The 18,310-nt window shown below is 45.1% G+C and carries 19 protein-coding genes; 11 read left to right on the top strand and 8 right to left on the bottom strand.

Annotated features, from left to right (window positions below):
• Positions 1 to 4: 4 nt before the first annotated feature.
• Positions 5 to 1,225, bottom strand: a complete 1,221-nt coding sequence (locus UQ64_RS15735) for an MFS transporter (RefSeq protein ID WP_060624396.1) — start codon at positions 1,223 to 1,225, stop codon at positions 5 to 7.
• Between the two features lie 276 nt (positions 1,226 to 1,501).
• Here UQ64_RS15735 and hemE point away from each other — a divergent pair, with 276 nt between their 5' ends.
• The 10 genes from hemE (at position 1,502) to UQ64_RS30910 (ending at position 11,635) form a co-directional block, all read left to right on the top strand.
• On the top strand, positions 1,502 to 2,563 hold the full coding sequence (hemE, locus tag UQ64_RS15730; protein ID WP_060624395.1) for a uroporphyrinogen decarboxylase: 1,062 nt from the start codon (positions 1,502 to 1,504) through the stop codon (positions 2,561 to 2,563).
• A gap of 35 nt (positions 2,564 to 2,598) precedes the next feature.
• The gene (hemH, locus tag UQ64_RS15725; protein ID WP_156417576.1) at positions 2,599 to 3,555 is read left to right on the top strand and encodes a ferrochelatase; all 957 of its coding nucleotides are present in this window, start codon (positions 2,599 to 2,601) and stop codon (positions 3,553 to 3,555) included.
• Complete coding sequence (gene hemG, locus UQ64_RS15720; protein WP_060624393.1) at positions 3,552 to 4,973, top strand: protoporphyrinogen oxidase; 1,422 nt, start codon at positions 3,552 to 3,554, stop codon at positions 4,971 to 4,973. Before hemH ends, hemG begins: the two co-directional genes overlap by 4 nt.
• A 173-nt stretch (positions 4,974 to 5,146) precedes the next feature.
• Positions 5,147 to 6,535 (top strand): CapA family protein, encoded by a 1,389-nt coding sequence (locus tag UQ64_RS15715; protein WP_060624392.1) that lies wholly within the window; start codon positions 5,147 to 5,149, stop codon positions 6,533 to 6,535.
• 21 nt (positions 6,536 to 6,556) lie between these two features.
• Positions 6,557 to 7,288 carry a glycerophosphodiester phosphodiesterase gene (locus tag UQ64_RS15710; RefSeq protein ID WP_060624391.1) on the top strand — a complete coding sequence of 244 codons (732 nt, stop codon included), beginning with the start codon at positions 6,557 to 6,559 and terminating at the stop codon, positions 7,286 to 7,288.
• 36 nt (positions 7,289 to 7,324) lie between these two features.
• Complete coding sequence (locus UQ64_RS15705; protein WP_042126285.1) at positions 7,325 to 7,948, top strand: fumarylacetoacetate hydrolase family protein; 624 nt, start codon at positions 7,325 to 7,327, stop codon at positions 7,946 to 7,948.
• A gap of 23 nt (positions 7,949 to 7,971) precedes the next feature.
• The gene (locus UQ64_RS15700) at positions 7,972 to 8,775 is read left to right on the top strand and encodes a DUF92 domain-containing protein (protein WP_060624390.1); all 804 of its coding nucleotides are present in this window, start codon (positions 7,972 to 7,974) and stop codon (positions 8,773 to 8,775) included.
• Positions 8,776 to 8,786: 11 nt separating this feature from the next.
• Positions 8,787 to 9,389: a TetR/AcrR family transcriptional regulator gene (locus UQ64_RS15695; RefSeq protein WP_060624389.1), complete on the top strand. Its 603-nt coding sequence runs from the start codon at positions 8,787 to 8,789 to the stop codon at positions 9,387 to 9,389.
• 54 nt (positions 9,390 to 9,443) lie between these two features.
• Positions 9,444 to 11,381: an ABC-F family ATP-binding cassette domain-containing protein gene (locus tag UQ64_RS15690; protein WP_060624388.1), complete on the top strand. Its 1,938-nt coding sequence runs from the start codon at positions 9,444 to 9,446 to the stop codon at positions 11,379 to 11,381.
• Between the two features lie 107 nt (positions 11,382 to 11,488).
• Positions 11,489 to 11,635 (top strand): hypothetical protein, encoded by a 147-nt coding sequence (locus UQ64_RS30910; RefSeq protein WP_209445812.1) that lies wholly within the window; start codon positions 11,489 to 11,491, stop codon positions 11,633 to 11,635.
• A gap of 54 nt (positions 11,636 to 11,689) precedes the next feature.
• Here UQ64_RS30910 and UQ64_RS15685 read toward each other — a convergent pair whose 3' ends face one another.
• From UQ64_RS15685 to UQ64_RS15665, 6 genes are all read right to left on the bottom strand, one after another.
• Positions 11,690 to 12,433: a hypothetical protein gene (locus UQ64_RS15685; RefSeq protein WP_245238013.1), complete on the bottom strand. Its 744-nt coding sequence runs from the start codon at positions 12,431 to 12,433 to the stop codon at positions 11,690 to 11,692.
• A 70-nt stretch (positions 12,434 to 12,503) separates the two neighbouring features.
• Positions 12,504 to 13,544: a M42 family metallopeptidase gene (locus tag UQ64_RS15680; RefSeq protein ID WP_060624757.1), complete on the bottom strand. Its 1,041-nt coding sequence runs from the start codon at positions 13,542 to 13,544 to the stop codon at positions 12,504 to 12,506.
• 2 nt (positions 13,545 to 13,546) lie between these two features.
• A complete protein-coding gene (locus tag UQ64_RS15675; protein ID WP_060624386.1) occupies positions 13,547 to 13,858 on the bottom strand; it encodes a LapA family protein in 312 nt (103 codons plus the stop codon).
• Positions 13,859 to 13,945: 87 nt separating this feature from the next.
• Positions 13,946 to 15,736, bottom strand: a complete 1,791-nt coding sequence (gene pepF / locus UQ64_RS15670) for an oligoendopeptidase F (RefSeq protein WP_060624385.1) — start codon at positions 15,734 to 15,736, stop codon at positions 13,946 to 13,948.
• Between the two features lie 307 nt (positions 15,737 to 16,043).
• Positions 16,044 to 16,214, bottom strand: coding sequence for a hypothetical protein (locus tag UQ64_RS31305; protein WP_167348490.1), 171 nt, complete (start codon positions 16,212 to 16,214; stop codon positions 16,044 to 16,046).
• 6 nt (positions 16,215 to 16,220) lie between these two features.
• Positions 16,221 to 16,454 carry a hypothetical protein gene (locus UQ64_RS15665; protein WP_060624384.1) on the bottom strand — a complete coding sequence of 78 codons (234 nt, stop codon included), beginning with the start codon at positions 16,452 to 16,454 and terminating at the stop codon, positions 16,221 to 16,223.
• A 174-nt stretch (positions 16,455 to 16,628) separates the two neighbouring features.
• On the opposite strand from UQ64_RS15665, the gene UQ64_RS15660 reads away from it, so the two are divergent.
• The gene (locus UQ64_RS15660) at positions 16,629 to 16,826 is read left to right on the top strand and encodes a cold shock domain-containing protein (RefSeq protein ID WP_042126303.1); all 198 of its coding nucleotides are present in this window, start codon (positions 16,629 to 16,631) and stop codon (positions 16,824 to 16,826) included.
• Positions 16,827 to 17,041: 215 nt separating this feature from the next.
• Here UQ64_RS15660 and UQ64_RS15655 read toward each other — a convergent pair whose 3' ends face one another.
• Positions 17,042 to 18,289 carry an MFS transporter gene (locus UQ64_RS15655; RefSeq protein WP_060624383.1) on the bottom strand — a complete coding sequence of 416 codons (1,248 nt, stop codon included), beginning with the start codon at positions 18,287 to 18,289 and terminating at the stop codon, positions 17,042 to 17,044.
• Positions 18,290 to 18,310: the final 21 nt, after the last annotated feature.

Genomic DNA, 18,310 nt, shown 5'->3' with positions numbered 1-18,310 from the left:
GAAGTTAGCGGAATAGCCGTGGCGGAGTAGCTTTGTATAGTTTAACCCGGACCCATACGGTGTTTAACAGCAACAAGCTTCCGGAGATGATAAATAGTCCCTCAATACCAATATAACCAGATAGAAAGCCGCCTATGATAGCTCCCAGCATATTGCCCAGTGACAAGGTGCTGCCGTTGAAGCCGAATGCGCGGCTTTCTTTCCCGTCAGGGGTATAAGACCGGATAAGCGCATTAACGCTGGGCAATAGACCGCCCATAAAAATCCCCATGAGAAAACGGACAATGATTAGCTGCCAAACGCTAGTAACGAATGCCTGCGGAATCAGGAACAGTGAAGCCCCGATTAACGCGTAGGTCAGAATGCGATGTGCACCGACTTTATCACTCAGCTTGCCGAGCAAGGGGGAAGCCAGCATGTTAGAGATCCCAGTCACAGCGCTGACCATTCCGGCTAGGAAGGCTATATTCTCAGCAGGACCATTTAGCTTTTCTACATAGAGTGGCAGCAAGGCCATGGGGCTGATCATTGCAAATTGCAGCAAAAAGGTTACACCAAACAGCGCCGGGAGCTGAGGGATTTTGATCAATTCCTTCAAGCCCTCCATAACTGAAACCTGTGGCTCTTGTGCCGCTTCTGCACGATCGAATTTCTCTTTAACGAGAAATAATGCCAGCAGAGAGGCGATGAAGAGCAAGGCGCCAACGATATAAAAGATCGGACGAAATCCGATTATATCAGCAAGAAAACCACCAATAAGTGGTCCAAGAATGGTACCTGCAACAGAACCCGACTGCATCAGCCCCATCGAAAATCCCATACGTGCTTTCGGAGTAGTACCCGAAACGAGTGCGATGGAAGCGGGATTGAAGCCGGAGATTGTACCGTTTAGCAGTCGCAGTAAGAGCAGCTGCATAGGGGATTGTGCGAAGCCCATCAACACCATAACGATAGCCATGCCAAAGCTGGAGCGCAGGAGCATGATTTTACGTCCGTATTTGTCAGCAAGTTTCCCCCATAGTGGCTGGAAAATGAAAGAAGTTAAAAAGTTTGCGGCAAAAATTAGGCCCGCCCAAATTCCAATTTCATGCTCACCCTGAACACCAAGATCCTTAGCAAGATACAAGGTCAGGAACGGTGTAATCATCGTCATTCCGGCATTTACCAAGAATTGTCCGAACCAAAGCACTAAGAGGTTGACCTTCCATGTCTCCCATTTCTTCAAAGTGCTTTCACTTCCTTTCAAAGAATTTCAGAAATTACATGATTCACAGAAAAATAGACATTATATCAGTATATCATTTTTTTAGCTTCAAAAGTGCAATACATGTCATAGTAATGTCATAGGATTGTCATTCCACGATCTTCGTTTTGCTTGTTACAACCTTTTAAAAAGGGCATAATAGTAAGTATGTCAATAAGCATAAACGCCATCGGCGTCCTAATCAGGACGGTAAGCGTTTATTAAAAAAATCTTATAAAATATAATGGAGATCTTATCATGACCTACAACGACACTTTTATCCGCGCCTGCAGAAAGCAGGATACGGAGCACGTTCCCGTATGGTACATGCGGCAGGCCGGCCGTTATGATCCCGAGTACCGTAAAATCAAGGAAAAATACTCATTGCTTGAAATCTGCAAACAGCCTGAGTTAGCGGCAGAAGTAACCATGATGCCTGTGCACAAGCTAGGTGTAGACGCGGCCATTCTGTATTCGGACATTATGAATCCGGTCGCTTCTATTGGTGTGAAGTTCGATATCGTCAAAGATATCGGTCCTGTAATCGAGAATCCGATTCGCTCTGCAGCAGATGTTGAGAGACTGAAACCCATTGATGTTGAAGGGGATCTCGGACATATTTTGGAGACGATTGCAATTCTGGATAAGGAGCTGGACGTGCCCTTAATTACTTTTGCAGGCGCACCTTTTACGATTGCCAGCTATTTGATCGAAGGCAGACCCTCTAAAGGATATATCCGTACTAAAGAGCTAATGTACAGTGAACCTCGTGTCTGGGAAATGCTGATGGACAAGCTCGGCGATATGATCATCGCTTACCTCCGCAGTCACGTGCGTAGTGGTGGAAAAGCATTTCAATTGTTCGACAGCTGGGTTGGTGCCCTTGCGCCACGCGATTTTGAAAAGTATGTGTTACCGACGGTTTCTCGTATTTTCTCCGAATTATCTGATCTTGATGTACCGAAAATATACTTTCCTGGTGTAAGCTCTGGTGAATTGCTGCCGAGTCTTACGAAGCTTCAAGCAGATGTTATTGGGGTGGACTGGCGTGTGAGCTTGTCCGAAGGTCGACGTAGAATGGGTGGGAAGTTTGCAATTCAAGGAAACCTAGATCCATATTTACTTACTGCGCCGATGGATGTCTTGAAGGAGCATGCGAAAGAACTGATTGATGAAGGGGTGCAGGAGCCAGGTTATATCTTCAATCTGGGTCATGGATTATTCCCGGAGGCTTCCTTAGAGAAGCTTAGAGAATTAACGGAATATATTCACGATTATTCACAGGAAGTATTGAAACAATCAGCGAAACTGCGTTCTTAAAGGCAACCTATTAAATCTTAAAGGGGATGGAATCCGTGACAGCAAAAATAGGTGTTCTCGTCATGTCGTATGGCACTCCTAAGAGCTTAGAAGACGTTGAAGCATATTACACACATATTCGGCGAGGTAATCCGCCGACAGTGGAGCAGCTTAAAGAATTAACAGATCGCTATGAAGCGATCGTCGGGGGTGTATTCCCGCTGCGGGAGAACACAGACCGTCAAGTAGCAGCATTACAGGCAGCACTAAACGCGGATAAAGCTGGGGTAGATGTTGAATTTGTCTGCTATCAGGGGTTGAAGCATGCCTATCCGTTTATTGAGGACGGCGTCGAGGCGATGGCGAAGGACAGCATTACCCAAGCAGTTGGTGTTGTGCTTGCCCCTCACTATTCAAGCATGAGCGTGGGTGGCTATATCAAACGTGCTCAGGAAAAGGCTGAAGCATGTAAGATCGACATGGGTTTTGTGGAGAGCTACCATATGCACCCAGTATTGATTGATGTTCTAAGCCGGAGAGTAACTGCGAAAATAGATCAATATATCGAAGCAGGCGCTACTCGCGATGAGATACGGGTATTATTTAGCGCTCATAGTCTTCCAGAGCGTATTCTAGCTATGGGGGATCCTTATAAAGATCAACTATTGGAGACCTCAAAGGCTATTGCAGATCAAGCGGGGATAACCAATTGGCAGTTTACGTGGCAAAGCGCAGGACGGACGGCTGAACCATGGCTTGGACCAGATATTCTGGATACGCTTCACCAGCTTAGCAAGGAACAGGTAGAGTATGTTCTAGCGGCACCGATCGGGTTCGTATCCGATCATTTAGAAGTGCTGTACGACCTCGATATCGAGGCAACAGCCATAGCTTCAGAGCTGGATATGCGTCTTATGCGGATAGAATCATTGAATAGTGATCCTGCGTACATGTCCGTATTGAGCGATGTTGTTCGTACAAGACTGAATCAAATGACAGCCGGTCAGTCATGAGTGGTCCCTCTAGGCGAATTGTTATCATAGGCGGTGGGCTGAGTGGACTCAGCGCCGCCTTTTACATTCGTAAATATTATAAAGAAGCTGGCATTAAACCTGATATAGTCCTGCTTGAGAAAGACAAGACACTTGGTGGGAAGATCGAAACCTTGCACCGGGATGGATTTGTAATTGAAAAAGGTCCGGATTCGTTTTTAGCTAGTAAAACAGAGATGATCGATCTGGCTAAGGAATTGGAGCTGGACCACGAATTGGTGACCACAAATCCAAAGGCAATGAAGACCTATGTATTGCAGCGTGATAAGCTTCATCCTTTGCCTTCCGGTCTTGTGCTTGGAATTCCTACTGAGCTCAAGCCATTTTTATCTAGTGGACTAATTTCATTTGGTGGCAAAGTACGCGCGATGATGGATTTAATCCTTCCTCGCCAACGTAGTGGTGAAGATGAATCCCTTGGCCAGCTGATCGAGCGTCGTTTAGGTACTGAAGTGATGGAGAATTTGACCGAACCGCTATTGTCCGGTATGTATGCGGCCAATATACACGAAATCAGCCTACAGGCTACCTTTCCGCAATTTGGAGAAGTAGAACGGAAATACGGCAGTCTTATTCGTGGAGTTACTGCAGAGCGAAAGTCAAATAAGACAGTTTTGAGCACAATGAGCAACACTTTACTGACGTTTCGAAAAGGGCTCCAAAGTCTCGTGCATAGCTTGATTCATGAGCTACACGATGTAGAACAGCGTACCGAAGCTGCGGTTGTCTCTATTCATTCTTCAGGAAATACATCTGCTTCCTACGAACTAGAGCTGGAAAATGGTGAACGGCTGCTAGCGGATGGGATTTATATCACCACACCAAATTCTGTAGCCGCCGAACTTCTGCGTCCACATCTGGATGTTTCAGCGCTCGATGCAGTAAATTATGTATCGGTGGCTAACCTTGTCATGGCCTTTAACAAGAAGGATATTGCCATCGAGGATGATGGATCAGGTTTTCTTGTGCCATTTAAAGAAGGACGTAACATTACTGCTTGTACATGGACGTCTAAGAAGTGGCTGCATACAAGTCCAGATGATAAAGTGCTCATGCGCTGTCATGTAGGACGATCAGGAGATGAGCAGAATGTTCAGCTTCCGGATGAGGCACTTACGGAGCTGGTAAGTAAGGATTTGCGAGAAATTATGGGGATTACAGCGAAACCCATATTCACGGAAATTACTCGGTTGGAACATTCGATGCCGCAGTATCCTGTTGGACATTTAGGCAATCTTTCTGAATTCCATAGGGAACTTGAGAAAGCTCTTCCTGAGATCTATGTTATTGGAGCTGGATACGATGGATTGGCAATGCCCGATTGTGTCAAGCAGGCCAAGCTTACAGCACAAAGCGCTGCTAAGCGGTTAATGAATTAGATGACATGGAGATCTAATATTACAAAATGAACGGTGAAGCGAAGATTATTTTGCTTCACCGTTTTTGTTTAAATATAAGAACCTAGTATTTTGACGACTCTCTTATTTGGAGGGACAGGTGCTAGATATGCTATAATAGAACCAATTTGAGAGTAGAGGAGATCATAGAATCAATGTATCCGCCGCGATCGCGTTCTAGACAGAAGAACAAACATAAGAGCAAGCGTAAGCGCAGAACGGCCTGGATGTGGATCAATGCAGGTCTTCTTCTGATGATTATTGTGGCGCTCAGCTATAGTTTTATGGATGACAGATTCAAGGGGAGTTCTGAGCCACCTCCGGTGGCACAAGTCACAGCTTCACCAACACCGGATATTACTGCTCAGGAGACAGCACCTATAGTAACGGCAACGCCAGAAGCTACGGAGACTCCCGTCCCTTCTCCTACAGTAACCCCTGAGGTCACGGCTACACCGGAGCCAGAGAAGGAAGAGAATATTGAAACACAGGCGCCTGAAGCAACTGCGACCCCTTCGTCAGATGAGGGTGGCTCTCAAGTCGCAGATGGTGGTCCTGTGTCTGGACTTCCATCAGATGATCAGGCTTCTGGCAATACAGTGACATTGAATTTTGGTGGAGATGTTATTTTTTCAGGGAAAGCTGGAGAATTACTTGAAAAGAAAGGCTACGATTATTCGTATGCCGCGCTGAATGGAATGTTCAAGAAAGATGACCTTACGGTCGTGAATCTGGAAACTCCTGTGACCACGGGCGGGGTTGGCGCCGCTAATAAGCAATTTGTATTTAAAGGCTCGCCGAAGGCGCTAGATGCTCTTAAGGCAGCCGGAGTGGATGCAGTAAATATGGCGAACAATCATACGCTGGATCAAGGGGAGGAAGGTCTGCGAGACACGCTTAGCCATCTATCGGAAAGAGGCATTCCTTATGTTGGTGCTGGACTAAATAGTAAAGAAGCATTCTCGGCGCAATATTTTGAGCGTAAAGGGATTAAAATCGCCTTGCTAGGGTTCACGCGGGTGATTCCTGCATCTGATTGGATGGCGGGAAAGAATAAACCGGGACTTGCTTCAGTATATGATAGTAGAGAAGGACTTAAAGCGATCGCGGCAGCCAAACAGAAAGCCGATTTGGTTGTCGTAGTTGTTCATTGGGGCAAGGAACGGGTAGAGCAGTTCGATAATATCCAGCAGACACTAGGACGTAGCTTTGTCGATGCGGGAGCTGATCTTGTCATTGGCGGTCACCCACATGTGTTGCAAGGTCTGGAGCCGTACAAAGGCAAGTGGATCGCGTACAGCACTGGTAATTTTATTTTTACGAGATCAACGGTACCAGCCACTTGGGAAACTGCTGTTTTTCAGGCGGAATGTAGTAAAAAAGGTCAATGTTCATTACAGCTAAAGCCTATGACTGCTGAGCTAGCACAGCCCGTGCCCATGAACCAGGTGAACGGACAGCTATTGCTGAAAAAAGTAGAGTCTTTATCTGCTGGTCGAGTTAAGATCGACAGTGACGGCAAAGTCACTCAAGTGACAAAATAGGGTTCCTGGGAGGTCCTTATGATGAACAATTTATGTGTTGCCCATCGGGGATTTTCTGGTAAAGCTCCTGAGAATACATTAGCAGCGATCCGGATGGCTATTGCCATGCCATTTGTGCACTGGATGGAATTGGATGTCCAGCTTTCCAAGGATGGTGTTCCTGTTGTCATTCATGACTTTACGCTGGACCGTACGACCAATGGTCATGGTAAGGTGAAGAACATGGATTGGGAACATATCCGGCGTCTCGACGCGGGGAGCTGGAAAGGGCGTCCTTTTCGGGGCGAGAGGGTGCCTTCTTTGGAAGAGGTACTCTCACTAGCCTCCGGCAGACTGCGTCTCAATATTGAACTGAAAACAGTGGGCGATATGTATCCTGGTATCGAGAAGAAGGTGACGGGTCTTATTTCCTCCAAAGGCATGCGGGATGACGTGATTTTGACCTCTTTTGACACAGATGTGTTAAAAAAAATCAAAGAAATAGACCCCCGCTTCCGTACAGGCTTAATTTTTGATTCAAGGTTTGGTAATCCTGCTCGAAGGCTGCATGAACTGGAGTGTTCTCTTTTATCGATCAGCTTTTCGCGATTAAATCCTAGATTGGCTAAGCTTTTGACGGAGCAAGGTGTAAAAATTATGGCTTGGACTGTGAACAAAGGGAAAGAGATGCGTCGCTTAGCAGATATGCATTCTGATATAATGATTTGTACAAACCGTCCGGATATCTGGGGCGATACATTTCTAAAAGTATAAACAATCCAATTCGATGAAAAAGAGAGCTGATTGTCTGTGTGCGCTGCTGTTAATAATTTATATTGTGTTGGACGGAACTACAAGCTACATGCCGAGGAATTAGGGAATAATATCCCCGTGGAGCCACTTATTTTTTTGAAGCCCTCACATGCGGCGGTTTCCCTCGATAAAGCAGTCATTCAGCTACCAAAGGATTCAGGTCAGGTACATTATGAAGGAGAGCTTGTGCTACGTATCGCGCGGGACTATGTACCGGGTATGAGCGTGGAGGATCTGGTGGATGTTATGGCCCTGGGACTAGATTTCACACTACGTGATGTGCATAATGATCTACAAAAGAAAGGCCTACCTTGGACACCGGCTAAAGGCTTTAAGAACGCTGCTCCACTCACACCTTACATTGCGTTTCCTGACAAGGAAGAGCTGGAGGGAACAGATTTCACGGTTTTGAAAAATGGTGTTGAAGTTCAGCGAGGTAATGTCAAAAACATGATCTTTTCACTCCAAAAAATTGTCGATTTTATAGCTGCGCGTTACGGGCTGGGTAAAGACGATGTAATATTCACAGGAACACCAGCAGGCGTAGGCCCTACCGTATCAGGAGATTCCTTTGAATTGTATTGGGGTGACAAGCTGATGGGGACTTGCCTGATCGGCTAAAAACATCTGTTGGAGATGAATCTATGTTATGGATTATTGGCGCCCTTGGCGCTTTGTTAGTTGCGGGAGCGGCTTATAGGAAACAATCCTTAAGCCTCTCCGGCATGCTTGCCGCGATAGCGATGGGGACCATTTATTTTGGTGCTGGGAATGCCTTTTGGTTTGGAATATTGTTGATTTTTTTCATCTCATCAAGCCTGCTGTCTAAGCTCCATCATGACAATAAGGCGGAGCTTGAGCTAACTTATGCCAAGACAGGTCGCCGAGATGCTGGGCAGGTCTTTGCTAATGGTGGGCTCGGGATGGTTTTCGTTCTACTGAATGCGATTGTTCCAATGGAACTTTGGGAATTTTTATTTATCGGCGTTATGGCAACGGTAACCTCTGATACATGGGCTACGGAGATTGGTACACTCAGCAAGAAGCCACCTCGGTCTGTCCTGACAGGTAAAATACTTACGGCAGGTGCCTCGGGTGGTGTATCCAGCCTTGGTACGCTGGCCGCCGCCGCAGGAGGCGCACTTATTGGTGCAGCTTCATGGCTCCTGCGGATGATATCCGGCATGCCGGATCAATCCTTCCTGCTGCTTACCTTGGCTGGACTCGCCGGAGGACTTACAGGTGCGTTTACGGATTCTATTCTAGGAGCAACCGTGCAGCAGATGAATCGCTGCACCGTATGCGGGCGCGAAGTGGAAAGTACACACCACTGCGGTAATAAGGTTGAATACGCACGTGGCTGGAAATGGATGAGCAATGATGCAGTTAATGCTATCAGCTCTATCGCCGGAGGGGCAGCTGCTTTATTGCTTGGGGTGATAATTTAAAGGAGGAACCGATGAGCAGCATGTCCAATCATAAACATACAGCCATTCTGGATGCCGCATACGAGCTCTTCGGTTCAGGAGGATTTTACGAAACGAAGATGTCGGAGATTGCGGTTCAGGCCGGGATTGCTAAGGGCACCGTTTATTTATACTTCAAGAGTAAAGAAGAATTGTTCATGGCGGTAACGCGCCGGGATTGTGAAGGATTCCTTCAGCAGTTGCAGGAAAGGCTTAAGGCTAGTGATACTTTGGCAGGTAAACTGTCCATCATCGCTAAACATCATCTTTACTATTATTATGAGCGCAAGCGACACACGAAGCTCTTTTTCCGCGCACCTAACAATAACCCTGAGCTTGTGGCGTATATGACGCTTTTTATGAAAGAATATATGCAGGCAGTAGTGATGGTATTGCTGGAGGGCGGAGCGTCCGAGCCTGAGCTTATGGCGCAGTCCTACATAGGGATGTTGGATCGACTGAAAATGGATATTTTGTTTGATCCGTCTTTTAAGGAAGAGGACGCGTATAAACGCGCTGGCTTTGCTGCGGGTCTTTTTATTAAAGGGGCCTTGGATTACTTGAATTTAGGTCAGGATGATAGACCGGTGGAATAGCTGTCTAGAGCGGCTACCGGTTTTATGAAAATATAAGGCAAGCGAGGAAATAGCATGAATATTATGACCGTGGAACATCTTTCCAAGAGTTATGGAGAGAAAGTACTCTTTAGTGATGCTTCATTTGGCATGGATGATCGGGATAAAATTGGCTTGATCGGTGTGAATGGAACGGGGAAATCAACGTTTTTACGTATTATTGCTGGTCTGGATACTCCTGACGGTGGGCAAATAGCGATTGGAAATAATGTACGCGTACAGTACTTGGCCCAGAACCCGCCTTATGAGCCCACTAATACGGTATTGCAACAGGTCTTCGCCGGAGATGATCCAGATCTTACTACCATGCGTGAGTATATGGAGACCATGTCACAACTTGAAAAAGAGCCAGGCAATGCAGAACTGGAAGGCAAACTGGTGCGGATTGGGCAGGCTATCGATGCAGCAGGTACTTGGCATTTAGAGAGTGAAGCTAAGAGCGTGCTTACTAAACTGGGTATAGTGAAGTTCGATGCGCTAATGGATACGCTGTCTGGTGGACAACGGAAACGTGTAGCACTTGCGGCTGCCCTGATTACGCCATCTGAGCTTCTTATTCTGGATGAGCCTACGAACCATATTGATACGGACTCCGTGGCTTGGTTAGAGCAATATTTACAGAAACGGCGCGGCGCCCTCTTAATGGTAACACATGATCGTTACTTCCTGGAGCGTGTCGCAAGTGTCATGCTGGAGTTAGACGGAGGGCAGTTGTACCGTTATGAGGCTAACTATTCCCGTTTTCTAGAGCTAAAAGCCGATCGAGAAGAGCGTGAGGCCTCTGCGGAGCAAAAGCGTAAGAACCTGCTTCGGACGGAGCTTGCTTGGATTCGTCGTGGAGCTAAAGCTCGTTCAACGAAACAAAAGGCAAGAATCGACCGTTTTGAGAAGCTGAAAGAAGGTACAGGAAGCAGTTCGAACGGTTCGCTGGATATTTCGGTGGCTTCGACACGTTTGGGCCGTAAAATCATTGAAATCAATGAACTGTCGAAATCGCTGGATGGTCGTCAGCTGATTAAAGATTTGACCTATATTGCTGTACCGCAAGATCGCGTAGGTATTGTAGGACCGAATGGTAGCGGTAAATCAACACTTTTGAATCTGATTGCAGGTAAGCTGCAGCCGGATAAGGGAGAGGTTCAGCTTGGTGCGACGGTTAAGTTGGGTTACTTTACGCAAGAACATCAGGATATGGATGACAGCATGCGAGCTATTGAATATGTGAAGGAAGAAGCGGAAGTCATACGTACGGCTGATGGTAGCGTCATTACGGCAGGCCAAATGCTCGAACGCTTCTTATTCCCTCCTGCGATGCAATGGACGCCGATATCCAAACTGTCAGGTGGCGAAAAAAGACGCCTGTATCTGCTTCGTGTATTGATGGGAGCACCAAATGTATTGCTGTTGGATGAGCCTACGAACGACTTGGATATCGGCACGTTGGCTGTTTTAGAAGACTATCTGGATGAATTCCCGGGCGTTGTCTTTACAGTATCCCATGACCGTTATTTCTTAGATCGTACTATAGATAAGCTGATCGCTTTTGAAAATGGTGATATCCGGATTCATGTTGGCGATTATACGGAATATGAAGAATGGCTGGCCAAAAATGCTCCTTCGCGCAATCCAGAATCGAACAAAGATGACGGAAATGCAAAGCGTAAAGAGATTATAGATACAGGTAGTAACACAGCGGAATCATCAGCTCCCAAGACTAAACTCAAATTCAGTTTTAAGGAACAGCGTGAATATGAGGGGATTGACGAGCAAATCGAGCTTGCAGAGCAGCGCTTGACGGATATTAGTGCGGAGATGGAAGCAGCGTTTGCTGACTCGGGGAGATTACAGGAGTTAGTGGAAGAGCAGCGGCTTGCCGAAGCTGAACTGGAGCGTTTGATGGAGCGCTGGACCTATCTGAATGAGCTTGCAGAGAAAATTGCGGGTAAGGCATAAACCGGATTGTCCTTAACACACTCGGAGAATATGAGAACTCCAAAGCAATTCTGGAGTAGGCCGTTCATGAATACCCAGAGAATAAGGAATTTCCAGTGTTTCTGGCGATGACTATGCACAATCCTGGAGATCATAGTCTGGCTATGGGGATGTTGCTTAAATTACTGGCAGAAACCTCAGCGGACGAAGGGATTAGAAGCTACAGTAAGGCCATTTCGTATTATTCAGATAAGCTAGAGCAAGTCTGGGATTGAATAAAAACAAAGAAAGAAGCGATCTCTAATACCAGAGTATCGCTTCTTTTTGCTTTATTTCGTTCCGTCCACCGCGATCATTTGCACCACGGCACGAGAGTCGCCAGGTAAGATAATTTCATCAGCATTCATCTGAGAGGAGCCATCTCCATCTAGGAAGATACCTTCGAGACCTTTAGCAGGCACGGTCTGTAGGAGGGCTGAGCGGAACTCTGCCGCCGTCGAGAGCGTTGGTGTAACAATCAGCCATAGCTTGCCGTTATCGTCATACAGCATGCCTGAGCGCATTCGTTTCTCATCCGCATAAGGAAGATGCTCTTCGGCTATGGCAGCTTCCCAGAGATCCTCATGCTTCAGATTCATACTAATGCCACCTTGCGCAAAATAATGCTCGCGATCCGTAACGTTCAATTCTTCTCCTGAAGAGACGACCTGTACGGAGAAGCTGCGACTGGCACCATCCCAGACTAGTGTTCCGCGAGCATATTTAGCGTTAAACCAGCCGGAGCCATACGCCTTTTTAACACCGTTAGTGGGAATATCATTCATGATAGCAATGGATAGAAGTGCATCTCCGTAGAAGAAGCCTCCATTAATCCCATAAGCAATCACTTGCTGAAGGGGTGTACCAGCGGCTCTGAGTTTAATATCTTCTGGCGAAAGTGACATCATATAGAGTTGTATATTTTCTGGACTCACGGTCTCTAAATAGGTGTAAGCATGGGGAAGACCGTTAAAGGGATTTTCCTTGTGACTTCTGGATAACAGGAACATCGAGATTGCTGATGCTGTTATCAAGAGCAGCAGAAGTGAGACTATCAGCCATTGTCTACGTCTCCGGAGCTGCTTAATCCTGCTGGTGATAGACTCAGTTAGTACCCACATAAGCAGCGAGAAGCTTAGCAGTGTTGACTACAGCTTGCTTATGTGTACGTTCCATGGAGTGGGAGGCATGTACGCCTGGGCCGATCAGTGCTGCGCGAATATTGTTGCCGCCTCGAAGGGCAGCGGAAGCATCGGAGCCGTACATTGGATAGATATCAACGGCATAAGGAATAGCAAGTGCCTCTGCCAGCTCAATCAAACGGCCAGTCATAACATAATCGTAAGGGCCGGAAGAATCTTTTGCACAGATGGACACATCGGTTTCTTTGCAGCTAAGATCGTCGCCCATGGCGCCCATATCGACTGCGATCATTTCATTGATCTCGCCAGGAATCCAAGCTGTACCATGTCCTACTTCTTCGTAGTTGGAGATGAGGAAGGAAAGGTTGTGGAGCGGTTTCCAACCTTCACGCTTCATACTTTCCAGTAGTCCAAGTAGGGCAGCAACGCTCGCTTTGTCATCCAGATGACGGGATTTAATATACCCGCTAGGTGTAATCACCGCACGTGCATCGAAGGAAATGAAATCACCAACAGAGATGCCAAGCTTGAGTACATCTTCTTTGGTAGATACTAGCTCATCAATCCGTACTTCCATGTTCTCCTCTGAACGGTTAAATTCACGAGCATCTGGATATACGTGAACGGATGGATGGCTGGTTAAGATGGTTCCAGTATAGGTTCTACCACTGCGGGTATGGATCACGCAGTATTCATTCTCGATACTGTGCATAGCGAAACCACCAACAGAGGTCAGTCGCAGCGTACCATTAGATTTAATAGAGCGAACCATGCCTCCAAGTGTATCCACGTGAGCGCTGATGCCGATTGTACGGGAAGGATCAAGGCCTGGAACGGTTAGAATTACGCCGCCTTTTTCATTCCAGCTTAGCGGTACATTCAATGCTGCCGCTTCTTCGGCTACAAGATTCATTACTTGTGCTGTGAAGCCGCTGGGGCTCGGTGTATCAAGTAATTTTTTAAGAATTGAGAGTATGTAATCTTCGTTTGGTTGAATAGTAATCATTAGTTAAGTCCTCCTGTTAGGCCATCATTGTCTGTGTTAAAAGAATCTAAAGAAGTGTTGGCATCACGAAGTTTGGTTAGCTCAGCATTTAAGCTTTTAATTTGTTTTTGTAGTTTGTACTGGCGAAAAATACCGTAAGAACCCACGATGATTCCACCAATTAACGCGCAGCCCAGAATAACTAGGATCAGCGGTATTTTAACTACATCAAAACCGAAATTGACTTGAACGGGATCTACGTTGATGACTGCAAATATGGCTGTTAGCAACGCAAAGATTAGACCTGCAATTAAAGACCATTGAATTCTCATTGAATTCTTCCTCCTCAGGGGATATAACAGAATAAAATCCCTTGCCCAAATAGGGCAAGGGATTAATGCAATACTAAGCTCTCTGCCTTATTTGGTCAACTGTTCCATTTGAGCGATAACATCTTCGAAGACACTCATCGCTTCGCGAATCGGTTCAGGAGAAGACATATCAACACCAGCTTTAGACAAAATATTAATGGAGTAGTCACTGCCGCCACTCTTCAGGAAGCCGAGGTAACGATCCACCGCAGGTTTGCCTTCTTCAAGAATTTGTTTGGCAAAGCTAGTCGCTGCTGAGAAGCCGGTTGCGTATTTATAAACATAGAAGCTGTTATAGAAATGCGGAATCCGCGCCCATTCCATCTCGATATCCTGATCTACAACCATATCTTTACCGTAGTATTTAAGATTCAGGTCATAGTAGATGCTCGAAAGATCTTGCGGAGTAAGCGATTCGCCCTCTTCAACACGCTGATGAATGATTTTCTCGAATTCAGCGAACATCGTCTGCCGGAAAATCGTTGTCCGGAACTGATCAGCGTAGTAGGTGAGCAAATACATTTTTTCCTTAGGATCTGTAGACTTTTTGAGTAAATAATCCATAAGCAGCGCTTCGTTGGTAGTAGAAGCAACCTCTGCTAGGAAAATCGTATATTGCGCATCCCGATAATTCAGAGCGTTATCCGAAAAATACGAGTGTAATGCATGGCCCATCTCATGTGCCAGTGTAAACATACTGTTTAAATTATCATTATGGTTCAACAGTACGAAAGGATGCGTACCATATGGCCCCCAGCTGTAAGCCCCGGATCGTTTGTTCTCGTTCTCATACACATCGATCCATCCGTTGTCGTAGCCTTTTTGCAGCACATTCAGATAATCTTCACCGAGCGGTTTGAGACCCTCTTTAGTGATTTTCTTGGCTTCTTCATAGGTAATATCTAATTTATATTCATCAACAAGTGGTGCAAAAAGATCATACATATGTAGCTCATCGACACCCAGCAGCTTCTGACGCAATTTCATATAACGGTGCATCAATGGAAGGCTTTCGTGAATCGTATCAATCAAGTTGGTGTAAACCTCTTTAGGAATGTTATCACCATAGAGTGACATTTCCATTACAGAAGGATACTTACGAATCCGTGAGTAGAACACATTTTTATTCACATTGGCGCTAAGCGTTGCTGCTATAGTATTCTTTTGCTTCCGGTAGGTATCGTAGACTGCTTTAAAAGCATTGCTGCGAACCTCACGGTCGCTACTTTCGAGAAACTTGATATAGTTGCCATGAGTCAGCTCAACTTCTTTGCCATCCTCATCTTTGATCTTGGGGAACTTCATATCGGCATTGTTCAGCATGCTGAAAATGTTCTGAGGCGCTTGAGCTAAATTCCCTACCTGGGCAAGCAATGCTTCTTCAGCCTTAGAAAGTACGTGGGCTTTTTCGCGTTTCATTTCAGTTAAGGTGAATTTATAAGCAGATAGACTCGGATCAGCGATGAACTGGTCTAACTTCTCAATAGGCAACGCCAGGATTTCTGGGGTTACAAAAGATAAGGCTTCACCTGCTTCAATCCCAAGCTTTTTTGCTTTGGAGGACAAAGCTTGAGAGTCAGGATTAGCGGTGTCTTCATCCTGACGCATGTGTGCATATACATAGAGTCGTTCAGTTAGAATGGACAGCTTGTCATCCAGCTCAAAACACTTTTTTAAAGCATCCGCGGAATCTAGTGTACCTTGAAAATCCGCCGCTTTTTTGATTAGGGATATAGATTCTGCATATTCTGAATCCCAGTCCTTCTGAGAAGCAAACACATCTTCAAGCTTCCAACGATTCTCAGCAGGTACTTCGCTTCTTTTCAATAATTGTTCCATAGAAACCCTCCTAGAATGATGAGATGTAGTAGGCATAATCTCCCTCGGCAATACTGTAGATGATAAATCACCTGGTAGCAAGCTGAGCACAAGTAGAAGAGGGATGGACTTAGGTGAAATAGGCATAACGTCCTCCTCTTGAAAGTAGAGTCGGTTTATTATGCCCTGTTAAGTCCTGATTATTAATGTTTAGTCTTCTTTAAAATATAAGAAAGTATAAGTTATGAACCTCTACTTTATGTCTTATATTTCTCACTTAAACCTTACCGTCCTTTATAAGCCGAAGGCATTTATACTTGTATGGTAGTTATGCCAATAAGCTATAAATAACAAAGATGAAGGCGAACAGTATCATAATGACTGCAGTTAAGGCCATGCCCCGCTTAAACTGCGGCGGGACACGATCCTTGGTCATAATTAGAACTGCGCCTAGACATAAGACTAGTACAACATAAATCGCGATGTTTTCTGTATTCATTTTCTGTTATACCTGTTTGAAAGCTGCGATAATATTTTTGTACTCTTCTTCATTATCTTTATAAGAATCTTTGTTGAATCGGTTGTTCACCCACTGCATCATAGCTGGACGACTAAGGAAAGTATGTGTTTCTTCTCCCCATTGATCGGAGATTTCGCGAAGTACGATATAACGTCCTTGAACTTCTACCGTCATCATATTCCATTTGTCTGTTTTGTATATTTCATGTTTTTTGATCATTATCATTACCACCCTGGCGATTTTTGGCTTTTGGCTCAATGATAACGCACTGGAGAAGGGAAAAGCAAATTAAATCACATATTTAAAGGTCTAGATAGATTGATTTGAGCAAAAGATTGCAGTATAATATAGTTATACGCCATATATGGCGGTTATTTTTAGGAGGTTGTTCAATTGAAAGGTACAGTAAAATGGTTTAACGCAGAAAAAGGTTATGGTTTTCTTCAAGTAGAAGGCGGCGAAGATGTATTCGTACACTTCTCAGCAATTCAAGGTGAAGGATTCAAAACTTTGGACGAAGGTCAAGAAGTAGAATTCGATATCACTGATGGTAATCGTGGACCGCAAGCTGAAAACGTAGTAAAATTATAAGAAACGGCAAAGACAGTTAAGCTGTCAGCTATAAATATATAATTTACTTGGCAAGCCCTTGCAAGAGTGGTTACCAACTATAGAACACAGTTCTTTCGGGAACTGTGTTTTTTTACGTCTATTAGAGGTCAACTTAGATAAAAAGGTCTTTTGCGATCCCAGTGCAGGGACAGCAAAAGACCTTTTCTATATTTTTGAGTTTTAGAAGTGTTCTATTATAGTGAAGCTTTTTTGTTTCTTTTCTTAGAGTAGCGAATCGAATCTCGATGGGTATCCAATAAATGCTGTCCTAAAAAGCCTACAAAAGCAAGAAGGCTGAAGCCAACCGCTACCATATAAAAGGTGAAGCGTCCAGCTTCTTGATAGATCATTCCACCAAATGTACCACTTAGAAGTCCAGCTGCACTTGACCAAACAACTGTGTAGATGGCAAGACCGGTTGCTCTGAGACGATCAGGAATAATCCGAGTGATATAACGGACACATGTTACAAAAAAGACGCCAAATGTCAGGCTATGCAAGGCTTGAATCGCGATTATTGAGCCTGGATGATCAGCGAGCGCCATTAGTAGAAAACGAAGGGCATACATGAGACTTGCTAAAACTAACAAGGGCAGTTCTTTAAATTTGTCACCGTATTTGCCGAGTATAAATAATACAGGGATTTCACTTAGTGCTGAGGCAAGTAATGCCCAGCCGATCACTTCCTCACCAGCGCCAAGGTTCTTTAAACTGATGGTGAGAAAAGCTTCGTTCATTCTATGGCCCAGTGCGAGTACAAAGACACATCCGAAGAACCACAGCACCTCTTTTCGTAAAAGAATATCTTTAAGCCCATGCTCTTTCTTGCCTGGTTTGGCAGTAACAGCTTTCTGATTGGGGAGCTCTGGAACAGTTTTTTTGACATCCTTTAGGCCAATTGTAATTAGAAGTGCGATTATAATGATGATAATACATAAGGTAAGACTCCATGTAGCACCTAAAGCTCTAAGCGCATAACCGATGGTTAAAGCAAAGAAAGAATAGCCTAATGAGCCAAATACACGAATTGTAATGAAGTTCCGTCCGTGACGCTCCGCAATTTTGATGGCCATTGTATCAGCAAGCGGAAAAACTGGGTAATAGAAGAAGTAGAAAAAGGACAAAATAAGCATAACGGAAGAAAATTCGGTCGCTCTGGCTAATAGAAGTCCGGTTACTAATTGCCCCGCGAGTAAAATAAACATGATTTTTCGAATGGTACCCAGCTTATCGCTCATCATACTCCAGAAGAGATTGGATAGGATGGAGATGAGGGGACCGAGGGAATACAAGTAGCCCACCTGAGAACTGCTAAACCCTAAATGTGTGTAGAATAAAGGAAAGTAGGATACTACAAGAACGCTAGTGCCATAAATCGTAAATAGAAAGGAACGAAGCCAGTTCTGATCACTGTAAGGGCTTCCGGTCCGTTTTGAAAACATGAAAGTGCACTCCTCTGAGAT

It is taken from the genome of Paenibacillus etheri (genome assembly GCF_001012825.1).
GTDB lineage: Bacteria > Bacillota > Bacilli > Paenibacillales > Paenibacillaceae > Paenibacillus_AQ > Paenibacillus_AQ etheri.
The sequence above is the reverse complement of the archived record's forward strand: the minus strand, read 5'-3'. Positions and strand labels throughout refer to the sequence as shown.

Excerpts from the sequence above, each read along its gene's own strand:
- hemE (WP_060624395.1), top strand. The coding sequence starts at position 1,502 with ATGACCTACAACGACACTTTTATCCGCGCCTGCAGAAAGCAGGATACG.
- hemG (WP_060624393.1), top strand. The coding sequence starts at position 3,552 with ATGAGTGGTCCCTCTAGGCGAATTGTTATCATAGGCGGTGGGCTGAGT.
- UQ64_RS15715 (WP_060624392.1), top strand. The coding sequence starts at position 5,147 with ATGTATCCGCCGCGATCGCGTTCTAGACAGAAGAACAAACATAAGAGC.
- UQ64_RS15710 (WP_060624391.1), top strand. The coding sequence starts at position 6,557 with ATGAACAATTTATGTGTTGCCCATCGGGGATTTTCTGGTAAAGCTCCT.
- UQ64_RS15700 (WP_060624390.1), top strand. The coding sequence starts at position 7,972 with ATGTTATGGATTATTGGCGCCCTTGGCGCTTTGTTAGTTGCGGGAGCG.
- UQ64_RS15695 (WP_060624389.1), top strand. The coding sequence starts at position 8,787 with ATGAGCAGCATGTCCAATCATAAACATACAGCCATTCTGGATGCCGCA.
- UQ64_RS15690 (WP_060624388.1), top strand. The coding sequence starts at position 9,444 with ATGAATATTATGACCGTGGAACATCTTTCCAAGAGTTATGGAGAGAAA.
- UQ64_RS30910 (WP_209445812.1), top strand. The coding sequence starts at position 11,489 with ATGACTATGCACAATCCTGGAGATCATAGTCTGGCTATGGGGATGTTG.
- UQ64_RS15675 (WP_060624386.1), bottom strand. The coding sequence starts at position 13,858 with ATGAGAATTCAATGGTCTTTAATTGCAGGTCTAATCTTTGCGTTGCTA.
- pepF (WP_060624385.1), bottom strand. The coding sequence starts at position 15,736 with ATGGAACAATTATTGAAAAGAAGCGAAGTACCTGCTGAGAATCGTTGG.
- UQ64_RS31305 (WP_167348490.1), bottom strand. The coding sequence starts at position 16,214 with ATGAATACAGAAAACATCGCGATTTATGTTGTACTAGTCTTATGTCTA.
- UQ64_RS15665 (WP_060624384.1), bottom strand. The coding sequence starts at position 16,454 with ATGATCAAAAAACATGAAATATACAAAACAGACAAATGGAATATGATG.
- UQ64_RS15655 (WP_060624383.1), bottom strand. The coding sequence starts at position 18,289 with ATGTTTTCAAAACGGACCGGAAGCCCTTACAGTGATCAGAACTGGCTT.